Annotated in this window: 13 protein-coding genes and 3 pseudogenes; 13 read left to right on the top strand and 3 right to left on the bottom strand. The window is 67.0% G+C overall.

Going from position 1 to position 15,469, the window contains the following annotated elements; all coding sequences use genetic code 11:
• The 13 genes and pseudogenes from ALC15_RS39725 to ALC15_RS39665 all read left to right on the top strand — a co-directional run.
• The coding region (locus tag ALC15_RS39725) for a flotillin domain-containing protein (protein WP_283806336.1) at positions 1–1,723 on the top strand (1,723 nt) is incomplete at its 5' end.
• Positions 1,724–1,732: 9 nt separating this feature from the next.
• Complete coding sequence (locus ALC15_RS39720) at positions 1,733–2,170, top strand: SRPBCC family protein (RefSeq protein ID WP_028338488.1); 438 nt, start codon at positions 1,733–1,735, stop codon at positions 2,168–2,170.
• A 7-nt stretch (positions 2,171–2,177) separates the two neighbouring features.
• Positions 2,178–2,621, top strand: coding sequence for an SRPBCC family protein (locus ALC15_RS39715; RefSeq protein WP_050631973.1), 444 nt, complete (start codon positions 2,178–2,180; stop codon positions 2,619–2,621).
• A gap of 14 nt (positions 2,622–2,635) precedes the next feature.
• On the top strand, positions 2,636–3,454 hold the full coding sequence (locus ALC15_RS39710) for an FAD binding domain-containing protein (protein ID WP_050631972.1): 819 nt from the start codon (positions 2,636–2,638) through the stop codon (positions 3,452–3,454).
• Positions 3,455–3,459: 5 nt separating this feature from the next.
• Positions 3,460–3,939 (top strand): (2Fe-2S)-binding protein, encoded by a 480-nt coding sequence (locus tag ALC15_RS39705; protein WP_050631971.1) that lies wholly within the window; start codon positions 3,460–3,462, stop codon positions 3,937–3,939.
• A gap of 12 nt (positions 3,940–3,951) precedes the next feature.
• Positions 3,952–5,537: pseudogene (locus tag ALC15_RS39700) on the top strand (xanthine dehydrogenase family protein molybdopterin-binding subunit).
• Between the two features lie 2 nt (positions 5,538–5,539).
• Positions 5,540–6,562, top strand: a complete 1,023-nt coding sequence (locus ALC15_RS39695; RefSeq protein ID WP_028333322.1) for a xanthine dehydrogenase family protein molybdopterin-binding subunit — start codon at positions 5,540–5,542, stop codon at positions 6,560–6,562.
• Between the two features lie 9 nt (positions 6,563–6,571).
• Complete coding sequence (locus tag ALC15_RS39690; RefSeq protein WP_050631970.1) at positions 6,572–7,453, top strand: AAA family ATPase; 882 nt, start codon at positions 6,572–6,574, stop codon at positions 7,451–7,453.
• Entirely contained in the window at positions 7,450–8,568 is a 1,119-nt protein-coding gene (locus ALC15_RS39685; protein ID WP_050631969.1) for a vWA domain-containing protein, read from the top strand. The genes ALC15_RS39690 and ALC15_RS39685 overlap by 4 nt, the downstream gene beginning before the upstream one ends.
• Positions 8,565–9,455, top strand: coding sequence for an amidohydrolase family protein (locus ALC15_RS39680; protein ID WP_050631968.1), 891 nt, complete (start codon positions 8,565–8,567; stop codon positions 9,453–9,455). Before ALC15_RS39685 ends, ALC15_RS39680 begins: the two co-directional genes overlap by 4 nt.
• A 51-nt stretch (positions 9,456–9,506) precedes the next feature.
• Positions 9,507–10,353, top strand: a pseudogene (locus tag ALC15_RS39675) (MBL fold metallo-hydrolase).
• A gap of 18 nt (positions 10,354–10,371) precedes the next feature.
• Positions 10,372–11,936: pseudogene (locus ALC15_RS39670) on the top strand (isochorismatase family protein).
• A gap of 9 nt (positions 11,937–11,945) precedes the next feature.
• The gene (locus tag ALC15_RS39665) at positions 11,946–12,572 is read left to right on the top strand and encodes an FMN-dependent NADH-azoreductase (RefSeq protein ID WP_050631967.1); all 627 of its coding nucleotides are present in this window, start codon (positions 11,946–11,948) and stop codon (positions 12,570–12,572) included.
• A gap of 388 nt (positions 12,573–12,960) precedes the next feature.
• Here ALC15_RS39665 and ALC15_RS39660 read toward each other — a convergent pair whose 3' ends face one another.
• From ALC15_RS39660 to ALC15_RS39650, 3 genes are all read right to left on the bottom strand, one after another.
• On the bottom strand, positions 12,961–14,334 hold the full coding sequence (locus tag ALC15_RS39660) for a sensor histidine kinase (protein ID WP_050631966.1): 1,374 nt from the start codon (positions 14,332–14,334) through the stop codon (positions 12,961–12,963).
• Positions 14,321–15,013, bottom strand: coding sequence for a response regulator transcription factor (locus tag ALC15_RS39655; protein ID WP_021075850.1), 693 nt, complete (start codon positions 15,011–15,013; stop codon positions 14,321–14,323). Before ALC15_RS39655 ends, ALC15_RS39660 begins: the two co-directional genes overlap by 14 nt.
• 126 nt (positions 15,014–15,139) lie before the next feature.
• A partial coding sequence (locus ALC15_RS39650) for a hypothetical protein (protein ID WP_430649227.1) occupies positions 15,140–15,469 on the bottom strand: 330 nt, incomplete at its 5' end.

Genomic DNA, 15,469 nt, shown 5'->3' with positions numbered 1-15,469 from the left:
CGACGCCCGCATCGCCAACGAGGAAGAGACCCGCCGGCGCGAGATCGAGCGCACCCGTGCCGTCGACGAGGCCGAGATCGCGGCCCGCGAGGCCACCGAGAAGGCGCGGATCGCCCAGACCATGACGGTCAATGTCGAGCGCATCTCCTCCGACGAGCGCACCCGCGCGCTGGAGATCCAGCAGGTCCGCACCATCCAGGAAGCCGAGATCGAGGCGCAGAAGGCGGTCGAGGCCGCCCGCATCGTCAGAGAGAAGACGCTGGCCGCCGAGCGCATCGCGGCCGACCACACCACCCGCAAGCTCGAGATCGAGCGCAACCAGGCGGTCGAGATCGCCGGCATCAGCGCACGCGAAGCCACCGAAGCGTCGCGGATCGCCCAGGAGGAGCACGTCCGCTCGCTGGAGATCGCGCGCACCCGCGCGATCGAGGAGGCCGACATCGCCTCGCGCGAGGCGATCGAAGCGGCGCGGATTTCGCAGGAGAAGTCGGTTGCCGCGCAGCGCATCCGCGCCGAGCGGGAGACCCGCGGGCTCGAGATCGAGCGCACCGGGGCGATCGAAACCGCCGAGCTGAAGCGCCGCGACGTCGTCGAGCGGCAGCGCATTGATGTCGAGCTGGCGCTGGAGAGCGAGAGGATCGCCTCTTCGCGAACCCGCGAAGTGCTCAACATCGACCAGAAGAGGGCGATCGAGCTCGCCGACGAGGAGCGCGTGATCGCGCTCGCCGCCAAGCGTTCCGAGCGGATCGATGCCGACCGGCAGGTCCGGCAGGCCGAGATCGTGGCGCGCAAGGACATCGACACGACGGACGTCTCGCGCGAGCAGGCGCTGGAGGCCGCCCGGATCGAACGGCGCCGGGCGATCGAGCAGCTCGAGGTCGCCCGCAACCAATCGCTGCAGGAGGCCGAGATCGTCGCCCGCGAGGAGGTCGAGCGCGCCCGCATCGCCTCGGACCGCGGCCTCGACGAGGCGAGGGTCGGCCGCGAGCGCGAGCTGCGCAAGCTCGAGGTCAACCGCGAGAAGGACGTCGAGACCGCGCTGATGGAGAAGGCCATCGCGCTGCATCAGAAGTCGCTGGAGGAATCCGCGGCGCGCGCTGCGGCCGAGGACGCCCGGATCCGCGCCACGGAAGCGGCCGAGCGCGTCGTCACCGCCCGCGAAAGCGAGATCGCCAAACGGCGCAAGACCGTCGAGGTGCTGCTGGCCGAGAAGCAGGCCGAGGAGACCCGGATCGCAGCCGAAGCCGAACGCGTCCGCGCCGCGGTCGAGGCCGAGGCCCAGCGCCTGCTCAACGAGGCCGAGAACGTGCTGACCGACCAGGCGCGCTACTCGCTGTTCCGCCGCAAGCTGCTCGACCGCATCGAGGGCATCGTGCGCGAGAGCGTCAAGCCGATGGAGAAGATCGAGGGCATCCGCATCCTCCAGGTCGACGGTCTCAACGGCAACGGAAATAGCGGCGGTTCCGGCCGCAGCGCCACCGACGAGGTGATCGACTCGGCGCTCCGCTACCGCGTGCAGGCGCCGCTGATCGACTCGATCCTGTCGGATATCGGTGTCGAGGGCGGCAGCCTCGCGAAGATGCCGGGCCTGATCCGCGAGGCCCGCGACATGCAGGGCATCAAGGACTCCGCGCGCAAGAGCGGCGGCGATGCCAAGCCGGCAGCGCCCGAGGGTGGCGGCGAGCCGGCGCGCCCCGAGCGCACGCCGCGCAAGAAGGACTGAGCGCACACCATGGCACGGGTTTACGTCTCCACCGTCGTCAACGCCCGCAACGACCGGGTCTGGGCCAGGGTCCGCGACTTCAACGGGCTGCCGAACTGGCATCCCGCGATCGCGGAAAGCCGGATCGAGGGCGGCGAGCCCTCGGACAAGATCGGCTGCGTCAGGGATTTCCGCCTGCGCAACGGCGATCGCATTCGCGAGAAGCTGCTGGGGCTGTCCGACTACGACATGTTCTGCACCTATTCGATCCTGGAATCGCCGATGGGCGTCGAGAACTACGTCGCGACCCTGCGGTTGACGCCGGTCACCGACGGCGACCAGACCTTCCTGGAATGGACCGCCGAGTTCGACTGCGCGCCGGAGCGCGAGACCGAGCTCGTCAACAATATCGGCGGCGGCGTGTTCCAGGGCGGTTTCGACGCGCTGAAGCGGGCATTCGGAGGATAGACAGGCCGTGCCGCATATCGTCAAAAGCACGATCCTGGACGCGCCGACCGATGCGGTCTGGGCCGTGCTGCGTGATTTCAACGGCCACGACCGCTGGCATCCGGCGGTCGCGAGCAGCGGCATCGAGCGGGCCCAGCCGTCCGACAAGATCGGCTGCGTCAGGCGCTTCAAGCTGAAGGACGGTGCCGAGCTGCGCGAGCAGCTGTTGGCGCTGTCCGATCTCGAACAGTCGTTCAGTTACTGCCTGCTCGATACGCCGATCCCGATGTTCAATTATGTGGCGCATGTCCGCCTGCTGCCGGTCACCGACGGCGACCGCACCTTCTGGCACTGGGAATCGCGCTTCACGACCCGGACCGAGGACAGGGACCGGATCACGCAAATGGTTTCGGAAGACATCTACCAGGCCGGCTTCGAGGCCATCCGCCGGCATCTGAAGGAGGCCGCGTAAGCGGGTAGGACATCATGCCAGTCACGGTGAAGACCTTCACCAGCACCCACGACGCCGCGGCGGCACTGTCGTCGGATCGCAGCGCCCGCTATCTCGGCGGCGGCACGCTGGTGATGCGGGCGCTGAACGAAGGCGACATCTCGATCTCGACCGTCGTACGCGCCAGCGACCATGCGATGACGCGGATCGACGCCACGGGCTCGCGCATCACGCTCGGCGCCGGCGTCACCTTCGCGCGCATCCTGGTCGAACGCGATCTCGCCTTCCTGCACGCCCCGGCGCGCTCGATCGGCGGACCTGCGGTGCGCAACATGGGCACGGTCGGCGGCAATCTGTTCGCGCCGGTGCCCTATGGCGACTTCACGGTCGCGATGCTCGCGCTCGATGCCACGGTATCGGTGCAAGGCGGCCTCGGCGGCCGCGAGATTGCACTCGACGAATTCCTGCAATCGCGCGACCGGCAGACCGGCGTGCTGGTGCTCGCGATCTCCTTCGCCAAACCCGGCAGCGCTGAAGCCTTCCGTTACCGCAAGATCGCGCGGATCAAGCCCAAAGGCGGCGCGGTGATCACACTGGCGGCGCATCTGCCGGTCAATGGCAGCCGGATCGTCGGCGCCCGCGTCGCGCTGGGTTCGATGGCGCCGACGCCGATCCGCGCCCGCGCCGCCGAACGCGCGCTGGAAGGCCGCTCGCTAGATGCTTCCACGATCAGCGCCGCCGCCGCGGCCGCCGTCGAGGGCACATCGCCGGGCGACAATGCGCTCGCCAGCGCCTGGTATCGCCGCGAGATCGTCGGCGTTCATCTCAAGCGCCTGCTGTCCGGTCAGGAATAGAACGCATGGCCAAGACCCCGCTTCAATTCCGCCACAACGGCCGCGACGTCGCGATCTTCGTCGATGGCGGCACCAACCTGCTGGTCGCGCTGCGCGAGCTGATCGGCGACATGACGCCGAAATTCGGCTGCGGCCAGGGCGGCTGCGGCACCTGCAGCGTGCTGATCGATGGCGAACTGCATTTGTCGTGCCTTACGCTCGCCGAGACTGTCGCCGGCCGCTCGGTCGAGACGCTCGACGGCCTCAAGGAGGGTCCCAATCTGCACCCGCTGCAGCGCGCCTTCGCCGACAATTTCGCCGCGCAGTGCGGCTATTGCACGCCGGGCATGCTGATGGCCGCGAAGGCGCTGCTCGACCGCAATCCGCAACCGAGCCGCGCCGAAGTGGTCGAGGCGATCTCCGGCAATATCTGCCGCTGCACCGGCTATGAGCCGATCATCAACGCCGTGCTGGCTGCCGCATCCGGCGGCCGGGCGCGCGCGTAAGGGAACAGTGCCATGCTGGAACTGCGCAAGGATATCTTCGCCGACGAGCGCGACGACAATCTCAAGGAAATCGGCAAGGGCACGCAGCGCCAGGACATGCTCGGCCATGTCACCGGCACCTCGCCGTATTTCGACGATCACAAGCTGCAGGGCATGCTGCATCTGAAGGTGGTCCGCAGCGCCCATCCGCACGCACGGCTGCGCCGCGTCGACACCTCGGAGGCCGAGCGCTCGCAGGGCGTGCGGCGGGTGATCCGCGCCTCCGACGTGCCGCGCAATTTGAACACGCTGCTCAGCCTGATCAATTTCGGCAAGGACGACGAGCCGTCGCTCGCGGTCGACAAGGTGCGCTACAAGGGCGAGCCGATCGTCGCCATCGTCGCCGACAGCCGCGCGAGGCCTACGAGGCGATTGCCAAGGTGAAAATCGACTATGAGGTGCTGCCGGCGGTGTTCGATGTCGAGGACGCGCTGAAGCCGGGCGCGCCCGTGGTCAACGAGGTCTATCCCAAAAACACCTTCACCTATCACGGGACCTACGATCGCCAGCAGCTGCGTTTCGGCGATGCCGACCGCGCGTTCGCCACCGCCGACCATGTGCTGGAGCAGCGCTACCAGATGTCGCCGATCGAGCACGCACCTACCGAGACCAACGGCTCGATCGCGGCGCCCGACACCAATGGCCGCTACATCGTCTACACCTCGACGCAGGCGCTGTTCTTCTCGGTCGATACCTGCGCCAAGATCCTCGACGTCCCGTCCAACACCTTCCACTTCATCGGCGGCACAGTCGGCGGCGGCTTCGGCGGCAAGGTCGACACGCTGACCGAGCCACTGTGCATCCTCGGTGCGATGCTGACCGGGCGCCCGGTGCGCTACGTGTTCGGGCGCGAGGAGGAGATGCAATACGGTCCACCACGCGGCGCCGAGCGCATCTACATCAAGGACGGCGTGATGCGCGACGGGCGTGTCGTCGCCCGCAAGGTGCGCGCCTATTTCGACAGCGGTGCCTATACGCGGCTGTCGAGCTATGCGGCGGTGAAATGCGCCGCGCACCTACCGGGCCCTTACACGATCCCGAACGTCCACGGCGACGTCTACTGCGTGTTCACCAACCGCACGCCGGCGACCGCCATGCGCGGTTTCGGCGTCACGGCGATGGATTTCGCCATCGAATGCCAGATGGACAAGCTCGCCCATCTTGTCGGCATGGACCCGATGGAGTTCCGGATCCTCAACGCGTATCGCGACGGCGACATGAAGGCGCACCGCCGCGAGGCCAAGAACACCGCGCTGATCGAATGCGTGCAGGTCGCTGCCGAGAAGGCCAAATGGCCGCTCCGCGAGGACTTCAAGCGGATGTCGTCGCGCAAGGACGGCGGCGGCGCCCGCGCCACGGTGACGCCGACCCCGCGCGAAACGCATGCGCCGGCACCCGCACCGGCCCAGCAGCGGACGACGTATGACCGCGCACCGGTGGCGAGCCGCGAGCCGCCACCACCGCCTCCTCCGCCAACGCCACCTTCTCCACCGCGACCGAGCGCGCCGTCGCATGGCGCCACCCGCTTCTCTTCCGTCTTCGGCACCAGGAGGCGCTGACCATGACAAGGCATCGCGGACGCGGCATCGCGTCGGTCAATTATCCCATCGGCATGAATCTCGGCGGCGACCCGAGCCAGGCGCTGGTACACTCCAACCCGAGCGGCAAGTTCACCGTGGCGCTGTCCTCGATCGATCTCGGCCAGGGTATGAAGTCGGTGACGCGGCAGATCTGCGCCGAGACGCTCGGCGTGCCGGTCGAGGACGTCTATGTCGACACTGCGGATTCCGACACCGGCCCGCACTGCATGGGCTCGTTCGCCTCGCGCGGTACCCATCGCGTCGGCAACGCCGTGATGGCGGCGGCGCGCGAAGCCCGCGGCGTGATGATGGAGGCAGCCGCCGAAGAGCTGGAGGTCAATGCCGCCGACCTCGAGACCGACGGCCGCGGCAACATCCATGTCAAGGGCGCGCCGCACCGCTCGATCTCGACCAAGGACGTCGCGATCGCCGCCCAATTCAAGCAGGGCAAGACGATCTCCGGCCGCGGCATCTTCCTGGTGCCGCTGTCCGACGTCGATCCCGAGACCGGCGAGATGTCTCCGGCGACGTGCTACGCCCATGCCTGCCTGGTCGCCGAGGTCGAGGTCGACGACGAGACCGGCGAGGTCGACATGGTCAGGATGGACTCGGCATATGAACTCGGCCGCGCGCTCAATCCGCGGCTGGTCGAGCAGCAGCTGGTCGGCGGCGCCTGGATGGGCGTCAGCCACGCGCTCTACGAGACGCCGGAGCCCTATTATCCGGAGCCGGTGCATGGCCCGCGCGACTTCGTCGAGTATCTGATGCCGGGACCCGGCGACATCTGCCCGCACGACATCGCGGTGCTGGAACGGCCCGCGCCCGATGGTCCGTTCGGTGCCAAGGGGCCGGGCGAGATGTGCGCCAATCCGGTGCTGCCTGCGGTCGCCAACGCGATCTTCAACGCCGTCGGAGTGCGGATCGACGATCTGCCGATCACGCCGGAGAAGGTGCTGCGCGCGATCAAGGCGCAGGGCGGCGCGCGGCCGCAGCCGCGGCGCTGAGGTTCTGATATGCCGGTTCGCAGCAACATCGTCGGCATCGACAGCCCCGAGGCGCTGGAGAAGGCGCTGCGCGCAGCCTATTACCTCGCCGACGACGGCATCGCGACCGCTTCCTATCTCGCGCTCGCGCTCGGCAAGCCGCTGCTGCTCGAGGGCGCGCCTGGAGTCGGCAAGACCGAGGCCGCGAAAGCGATCGCCGCCGTGCTCGGCCGCCGGCTGATCCGGCTGCAATGCTACGAGGGCATCGACGCTTCGGCGGCGCTTTACGAATGGAACTATCCGCGCCAGATGCTGGCGATCCGGCAGGCCGGCGAGGAGAGCATCGACATCTACGGCGAGTCGTTCCTGATCGAGCGGCCGATGCTCGCCGCATTGCGCGCGCCCGATGCGACCGTGCTCTTGATCGACGAAATCGATCGCGCCGATCAGGAGTTCGAAGCCTTCCTGCTCGAATTCCTGTCCGACTTCCAGATCTCGATCCCGGAGCGCGGCACGATCCGAGCGGCCGAGCATCCCGTCGTGGTGCTGACATCGAACCGGACCCGCGACCTGCACGAGGCGCTGCGGCGGCGCTGCGTCTATCACTGGATAGACTATCCGAACGCCGAGCGCGAGGCCCGGATCGTGATGATGCGCGCCTCCAGCGTCGCCGAAGCCACCGCCCGCGCCGTGGTCGCCGCGGTCGGCCGACTGCGTCGCGAGCCGCTGAGCAAGGCGCCGGGCATTGCCGAAGCGGTCGACTGGGCGGAGGCCGCAACCTTGCTGCACAAGGGCGGAGCGCGCTGGCCGGACGCCTTCAAGCGTTCGATCGGCGTCGCGCTGAAGGACGAGGAGGATCTGCATTTCATCTCGCCCCGGCTCGATGCGATCATCGCGGAGGCGGCCGCGTGAGCGACGATCTAGAGCTACCGCGTGCCGCGCGGATCTTCGTCTCCTTTGTCGCGCTCTTGCGCGCCAACGGCTTCTCGGTCGCGCCGGAGCAGACGACGAGCTTCCTGGCCTCAATTGAGCTGCTCGGCCCTCGGAGCCTCGAGCACATCCGCCAGGCCGGGCTTGCCACCTTGGCGCCGCCGCCGGAGCGCCGCGCGACCTATGACCGGCTGTTCGACATCCATTTCCGCGGCGCTGAGGCGATCGAGCAGGCCGAGGGCGAGGACGAGGAGACCGTCCGCCTGCAGGAGGAAGGGCGCGGCGAGGACGAGCCGCCGCTCGCCGACGAGGCCAACGAATCCGGCCTCGCCGCGGCACGAGCCGAGGCATTGGTCGAACGCCGTTTCGCGCAGACCGCGACCAGCGATCCGCTGCGAAAACTGTCACGCGAAGCGGCACGGCGATTGCCGCGAAGGCGCGGCCACCGGCGACGCCGTGCGCGCAGCGGTCCGTTCGCCGATCTGCGCCGCACGCTGCGCGAGAGCGTACGCAATGACGGCGAGGTGCTGCGGCTCGGGCGGATGCGCCGCCGCCAGCGACCGCGCAAGATCCTGCTGCTGATCGACGTCTCCGGCTCGATGAAGGCGCGCACCGAGGAGAACATGCGGCTTGCGCATGCGCTGGTGCAGGCGGCCGGCAATGTCGAAGTGTTCACGTTCGGCACGCGGCTGACCCGCGTTACGCCGGCGCTGCGGCTGAAGCGACGCGAGCAGGCGCTGAGCGCAGCTTCGTTCCTTGTCAGCGATTGGGACGGCGGCACAAGGATCGGCGATGCGTTGCAGGCCTTCCTCGCGGTGCCGCGGTTCGGCGGATATGCCCGCGGCGCCGCGGTCGTGATCGTCTCCGACGGCCTCGAGCGCGGCGATCCGGCCGCGTTGCGCGATGCCGTTGCAAAGCTGTCGCGCCGGGCCTGGCGCGTGAGCTGGCTGACACCGCTCGCGACCGCACCCGGCTTCAAGCCGCAAACCGAGGCGCTGATCGCGATCCAGCGCTTCGTCGACGATCTCGTGGACGGCGGATCGAGTGCGGCGGTGGTCGCGCATCTGCTGTCGCTTGCAACAAGGAGAGCTGCGTGACCGGCATTGTCGACGGACATCATCACATCTGGCGTCAGGCCGATCTCGCCTGGCTGTCCGGCCCGATGCAGCCGCGCATCTTCGGCCCCTACGAGCCGATCCGCCGCGACTATCCGATTGAGGAATATCTCGACGATCTCAAGGGCACCGGCGTCACCCGCTCGGTCTATGTCCAGACCAACTGGCCGAACGGCCAGTTCGAGGACGAGGCGGCCTGGGTGCAGCAGACCGCGGACCAGCATGGCTGGCCGCACGCCCTGGTCGCCTATGCCGATTTTTCCGTCGACGACGTCCGGCCGCAGTTGGATCGATTGAAGCGCTATCCGCTGGTGCGCGGCGTGCGCATGCAGCTGCACTGGCACGAGAACCCACTCTATCGCTTCGCGGCGCGGCCCGATCTCTGCGGCGATCCCGTGATCCGGCGCAATGTCGGCCGCCTCGCCGACTATGGCTGGAGCTTTGACCTGCAGGTGTTCGCGCCGCAGATGGCAGACGCAGCAGGCCTCGCCGCAGCCTGTCCCGACGTGACCTTCATCCTGCAGCACGCCGGCATGCTGGAGGACCTGTCGCCGCAAGGTCGCGCCACCTGGCGCGCCGGCATGGCGCGGCTGGCGCAATGCCCCAACGTGGTGTCGAAGCTGTCGGGGCTCGGCACCTTCATCCACCGCAACGATGCCGCGCATATTGCCGGCGTCATGACCGATACGGTTGCGATCTTCGGCGCGGATCGCTGCCTGTTCGGCTCCAACTTTCCGATCGAGAAGCTGTGGACCAGCTACCGCGATCTGGTCGATGCCTTCAAGGCGGCCGCCGAACGGCTCAGCCGGGAGCAACGCGCGGCGATCTTCAGCACGACGGCGGCGCGGGTCTATCGGCTGGAGCCATAGCCGCGCCGCGAGCACGAACAGGACAACGAACACGAATTTGGAGGGATGGCGATGCCGTTGGAGATCAAGATTCTGGACTATGGCGATATCGAGCTGGAATCGAGCTTCCTCGTGCTCGGGCATAATTGCGGCCGCACTCGCCGCGTGCTGACGCTCGGCTTCTTGATCCTCGGCGGACCCTATCCTGTGCTGGTCGACACCGGCTACCGCTCCAACCAGATCATGGAGACGCTCGGGATGCGCGGGCTCCAGTTCCATGAGAACATGATCGAGAACCAGCTCGCCCGCCACGGCGTGCGCATGGGCGACGTCCGCTTCGTCTGCCACACCCATCTGCACATCGACCATGCCGGCAAGGACGATCTGTTCCCGATGAACACGACCGTCGTGGTCAACCGCAAGGAGCTGGAATACTCGGTCTCCGGCCTGATGCACCCGCAATACCCGCGCCCGACATCAAGCATCTGATCGACCGCCTGCACACCAAGAGCGCGCTGCGCTTCCTCGATCTCGAGATCACCGGTCCGGTCGAGCTGATGCCGGGCGCTATTGCGATGCCGCCAACGCCCATACCGAGGGATCGATGAACATCCACGTCCACACCGCCGACGGCATCGCGACGATCTGTGGCGACGTGATCTACGACTTCAACGACCAGATCATCAATCCGTTCAACGAAATCCACGATGCCGAGCCGCGCACCACCGGCAACCACGGCACCAGCAAGCGCGCCGAGAAGGCGTCGATCAAGAAGTTGCTCGCTGGCTCGCGCTACCTGCTGCCGGTGCATGATCGCCCGGCCAAGATCGAAGGCGGCATGGTGGTCGGCCGGCTGCATGACCAGGTGCCCGGGCCTGTCGTGCAGAGCCTGCCGCAACGCAGCTGGTTCCCGGCATAACCGCGAAGGCCCGTCACGATGACGCATGTCACGCTGCGCAGTGAATTCGAAGACCTGATCGATCCCTACGCGCCGGTCGGCCAGGTCGGCACCGGCTTCGATTTCACGGAGGGGCCAATCTGGCATCCGGTCGATCACTTTCTGCTGTTCTCCGACATGCCCGGCGATGTACGCCGGCGCTGGGATGCGCGGCGCGGCGTGGTCGAGGTCAAGCGCCCATCGAACAAATGCAACGGCATGACCTATGACGCGGACCTCAATTTGATCGTCTGCGAGCACGCCACATCTTCGCTGATCCGCGAGCGGCCGGACGGGCGGCGCGAGGTATTGGCCTCGCATTACGAAAACCAGGAGCTGAACAGCCCGAACGACGTCTGCGTTCATTCCTCGGGCGCGATCTATTTCTCCGATCCCTGGTACGGCAGGATGCCGGTCTATGGTGTCGAACGGCCGCGCCAGCTCGGCTTCCAGGGCGTCTATCGCGTGCCGCCGGGCGGCGGCGCGCCGAAGCTCTTGGTCGACCGCTATCTGTTCGAGCAGCCGAACGGACTGTGCTTCTCGCCCGACGAGCGCATCCTCTACGTCAACGACACCGTGCAGGCGCTGGTCCGCGCCTTCGATGTCAGCGCCGACGCACGCTGACCAATCCGCGCGTGTTCGCCTCCGGTATCCGCTCCGAGCTCGAGCCTGGCCTGCCCGACGGCATGAAATGCGACCAGCGCGGCAATGTCTGGGTCACCGCGCCGGGAGGCGTCTGGGTCTATTCGCCCGGAGGCGACCTGCTCGGCAAGGTTCGCCTGCCCGAGCTGGTCGCCAATCTCGCCTGGGGCGGCGCCGATTTCCGCACCCTCTATCTGACCGCGACCCATTCGGTCTATGCGATCCCGACCAAGGTCGGGCCGCGCAACGAACCCTATATGAGCGGGAAGCGCGGCGGCACCGGCGCCGCATCGTCCACGCCGAACCTAAACGCCGGCGAGATGCAGCTCGATCCGCAGCGCTGCGCGATGATCATCCAGGACATGCAGAACGATGTCATCATGGACGGCGGCGCATTCGCCGAGTCCGGGGCGCCTGCTCATGCGCGCCAGCAGCATGTCATCGAGAATGTCCGCCGCGTCGCCGAGGCTGCGCGGGCGCGCGGCGTCGCCATCATCCATGTCTGGTTCGTGGTCGAGCCGGGCGCGCCCGGCGTCACGCTGAACGCGCCGTTATTCGAGGGACTGGTCGACAGCAAGGCGATGGTGCGCGGCAGCTGGGGCGCGGCGCCGGTCTCCGGCCTCGAGCCGCGCCCGGGCGACTTCGTGGTCGAGAAGATGCGGATGAGCGCCTGGGAAGGCACGCGGCTGGAAACCATCCTGAAGGCCACGGGTCGCGACATGATCATCAACACCGGGGCCTGGACCAACATGTCGGTCGAGCACACCGCGCGCACCGGCGCCGACAAGGGCTATTTCATGATCGTGCCGGAGGATTGCTGCTCGACCATGAACGCCGACTGGCACAACGCCGCGATCAATTTTGCCCTCCAGAACGTCTCCGTCGTGACCAACGCCGACACCGTCATCAAGGCGCTCGGCTGAGGAGGCGCGGTGCCGAAGCTGCTGCATCTTGCCTGCTCTCCCCGCGCCGATTCGGAATCGGCGGCCGGCGCACGCGTCTTTGTGGAGAGTTTCCGCAAGGCGCGCCCGGACTGGGAGATCGACGCGATGAACCTGTGGCGGGAGCCGCTGCCGGAATTCGAAGGCTATCTGCTCGAGGCCAAATACGCCCGGATCGGCGGCAAGAGCTTCACCAATTCGCAGCACGATGCTTTCGCGGTCGCCGAACGCCTCGCGCTGCGGTTGTCGCTGGCCGATCGCGTGCTGATCTCGACACCGATGTGGAACTTTTCGATTCCCTACAAGCTCAAGCAGTGGCTCGACGTCATCATCCAGCCCGGGCTGACCTTTCGCTTCGATCCGGCGCTAGGCTATCTGCCGCTGCTCAAGGACCGCCCCGCGGTCGTGATCCTGGCCAGCGGCAGCGACTTCGTCACCGGCATGAACCGCGGCCGCATCGACATGGCGACGCCCTATCTGCGCGAGGTGCTGCGCTTCATCGGCATCAACGACACGCGCTTCGTGCCGATCGGCCCGACCACCGGGCCCGCGGAGCCGATCCGTGCCGCCCGCGACGCGGCGCACCGCAGGCTCGCGGAGATGGCGGCGCGGTTTTGAGCTGTTAATACCGCCGTCGTCCTGGCGAAAGCCAGGACCCATAACCACCGCTTTCGGTGACAAGCGGGATCGCATCCCCAGCGTCACGCAACAATTGAGATTTGGGGTAATGGGTCCTGGCCTTCGCCAGGACGACGTCGAATGTGTTGCACGGCCTGTGACTCACGCTTCAGCATGCCTCGCGACGCCGACTCTGCCTGGCGAGAGGCGCTTACAAGACGGCATTTGCACGATTTCGGAATATTAGAAGAGTATTCCTGATTTGCCCGACATGTCAAGTTGCCTGATCGAACGCCGGCAGCGGCCCGCTCCTTTGCATGGGGTTGTTTTCGATATTTGGCGGCGTGCACCCGGCGAAGAGTTCCTCCGCCGTCACCACCCTACGTTTCTACGGTTCCGCGGCGGGAAAGACGAGCCTGCACAACAACCCCGGCGCACTGTCGCGCAATTCGATCCTCGCGCCGTGCAGGCTGGCGACCGCCGCGACCAGGCTGAGGCCGAGGCCATTGCCCGGCGTGTAGCGGCTCTGCTCGAGCCGGTAGAAGCGCTTGAAGACGCGGTCGTGCAGGTCGGCCGGAATACCGGGGCCATCATCGGCGACCGAGATCACCGGTCCGCTTTCGTCATTGTCGCAGGTCACGGTCACCCTTCCGCCCGGGCGGCCGTGCTTGATGGCGTTGTCGACGAGATTGGCGATGGCGTCGAACAGCAGGTCGCGATCACCGGTGACCAGCACGGCCGGATCACCGGCGAGGTCGAGATGGGTGGTCACCTCCTCGGCCGCGGCATCGTAGAGCTCGACCACCTCGCCTGCGATCTCGACGAGATTGACGATGCGAAACGCGCCCTTGCGGGCCCGCGTCTCGATCTCCGAGATCCGCGTGATCGACGCGAACATCCCGAGCACCGCGTCGAGATCGGCGATGGTGTCGCCGATCAACGCCGCATCGCCCTCCGCGTTGCGTGTGGCATGGTAGGCCTTCTCCAGACGCCCGCGCATCCGGGTCAGCGGCGTGCGCAGATCGTGGGCGATGTTCTCGCTGACCTGCTTGACGTCCCCCATCAGGGTCTGGATGCGATCCAGCATCAGATTGAGATTCTCGGCGACGCGATCCCATTCGTCATGGCTGCCATGGAGCGGGATGCGCTGGTCGAGACCGGAGAGCATGATGGCGCGACTGGTCGCATTGATCGATTCGATCCGGCCGACCGTCCGCCGCGTGACCCCGATACTGGCGGCTGCGGCAAGCACGATGATCAGCACGACGACCGCGATGCCCGCGGCCCTGATCTGCGCCATGAAGCTATCGAGATCGCTGATGTCGCGGCCGACCAGCAAGCGGTCGCCGTTCGACAAGGTCTCCGTCACCACGCGCGCCAGCGAGGTTCCCGTAGAGGGCTGCGGCAGCGAGACGCGGAATTCGGCCCATCCCTGCCCGGCAGCCTCCGCCGGCCACTGCTTGAGATTGCCTGCCAACACCGCCGAGCCGGGGCCGGCCAGCAGATAGACATGGTCGGCAAAGGCCTTGTCTGCGATGCGTTGCGCGATCAACGCGGTCAGGCCATCGCGGCCGGACCGCGCATAGGCATCGTCGAGGCTTGCCTGCTCGGTCAAGATCGCGCGGTCGGACCTGTCGCGCACATAGGACAGCGTCGACCAATAGACATAGGCGAAGATCGCGGACACGATCAGGCCGAAGACGCCGATGGCGATCAAGGCCAGGCGGAACGTCGACGACCGGAGGGTTTTAGCCAGGAGCACGGAGGCAGTACCCGATGCCGCGGATCGTGTGGATCAGCGGATAGGCTTGCTGGTCGTCGACCTTGCGGCGGACCCGTCCGACATAGACGTCGATGATGTTGGTCGAGGGATCGAAGTGCAGATCCCACACGTGCTGCAGCAGCATGGCGCGCGACACCACGCGGCCTTCGTTGCGCGCGAGATATTCGAGCAGCTGGAATTCCTTCGGCAGCAGCGGAATCTTGCGGCCGCGGCGGCTCGCGGTCCGCGCGATCAGATCGACCGCGAGATCGCCGACCCGCAGGATGGTCTCCTTGGCAACGGTCTCGCTGCGGCGGCCGAGCGCCTCCAGCCGTGCCAAAAGCTCGACAAAGGAGAACGGCTTGACCAGATAGTCGTCACCGCCGGCGCGCAATCCACGCACGCGGTCATCGACTTCGCCGAGCGCGCTGATGATCAGGAACGGCACTGCGATGCCGTCGTCGCGCATCTGACGCATCACCGTGATGCCGTCGATGTCGGGCAGCATGCGATCGATCGTGATCACGGCATAGTCGCGCGCTGCTCCCTGGCTCAGCGCCTCGCGGCCGTTCGCAGCCAGATCCACGTCGTAGCCGCTGGTGGTGAGCTCCTCGACGAGCTGACCCGCGGTTTCCGGATCGTCCTCGACGACGAGAATGCGGCGGTGAGCTCCGGTCATACTCTTGAACTCTCCGAGTTCTCAGCCCCCCGAGCGCCCCGCGACGGTCGCCGCCAGACTATCCCATTCCGGGGCTGGATGGAACGTCTGGCGACGGCCGCGACAACGGTGCGGACGGTTGGGCGATCACCAATAGTCCCCGCACACATTGACCCACTGCAGGCCATAGGACGTCCATACCCTGCGGTAACAGCCGTCGTAGTAATCGGCATAGACGAAAGGCCCGCCGAAGAACGCGAAGCGATGGAAGCGGTGGTGATGGAAGAAGCCGCCGTGATGGAAGAAGCGTCCGCCGTGGAATCCAGCGCCGGCAAACCGCGGCCCGAACGCCGGTGCACCGGCGAAGCGCGCGCCACCGAAAATGTCCGCCGGCAAAATGCCCGCCACCGCCCATGGCAGCGAACGCCGCGCCGCCGCCATGCATACCGCCGAAACCGCCGCCATGCATGCCGCCAC

The organism is Bradyrhizobium viridifuturi, from assembly GCF_001238275.1.
Taxonomy (GTDB): Bacteria; Pseudomonadota; Alphaproteobacteria; order Rhizobiales; family Xanthobacteraceae; genus Bradyrhizobium; species Bradyrhizobium viridifuturi.
Note: the sequence above shows the minus strand (reverse complement) of the source record. Positions and strands in the feature narration are given on the sequence as shown.

Bases quoted from the DNA above. Each gene is read 5' to 3' on its own strand.
- ALC15_RS39720 (WP_028338488.1), top strand. From the start codon at position 1,733: ATGGCACGGGTTTACGTCTCCACCGTCGTCAACGCCCGCAACGACCGG.
- ALC15_RS39710 (WP_050631972.1), top strand. From the start codon at position 2,636: ATGCCAGTCACGGTGAAGACCTTCACCAGCACCCACGACGCCGCGGCG.
- ALC15_RS39705 (WP_050631971.1), top strand. From the start codon at position 3,460: ATGGCCAAGACCCCGCTTCAATTCCGCCACAACGGCCGCGACGTCGCG.
- ALC15_RS39695 (WP_028333322.1), top strand. From the start codon at position 5,540: ATGACAAGGCATCGCGGACGCGGCATCGCGTCGGTCAATTATCCCATC.
- ALC15_RS39690 (WP_050631970.1), top strand. From the start codon at position 6,572: ATGCCGGTTCGCAGCAACATCGTCGGCATCGACAGCCCCGAGGCGCTG.
- ALC15_RS39655 (WP_021075850.1), bottom strand. From the start codon at position 15,013: ATGACCGGAGCTCACCGCCGCATTCTCGTCGTCGAGGACGATCCGGAA.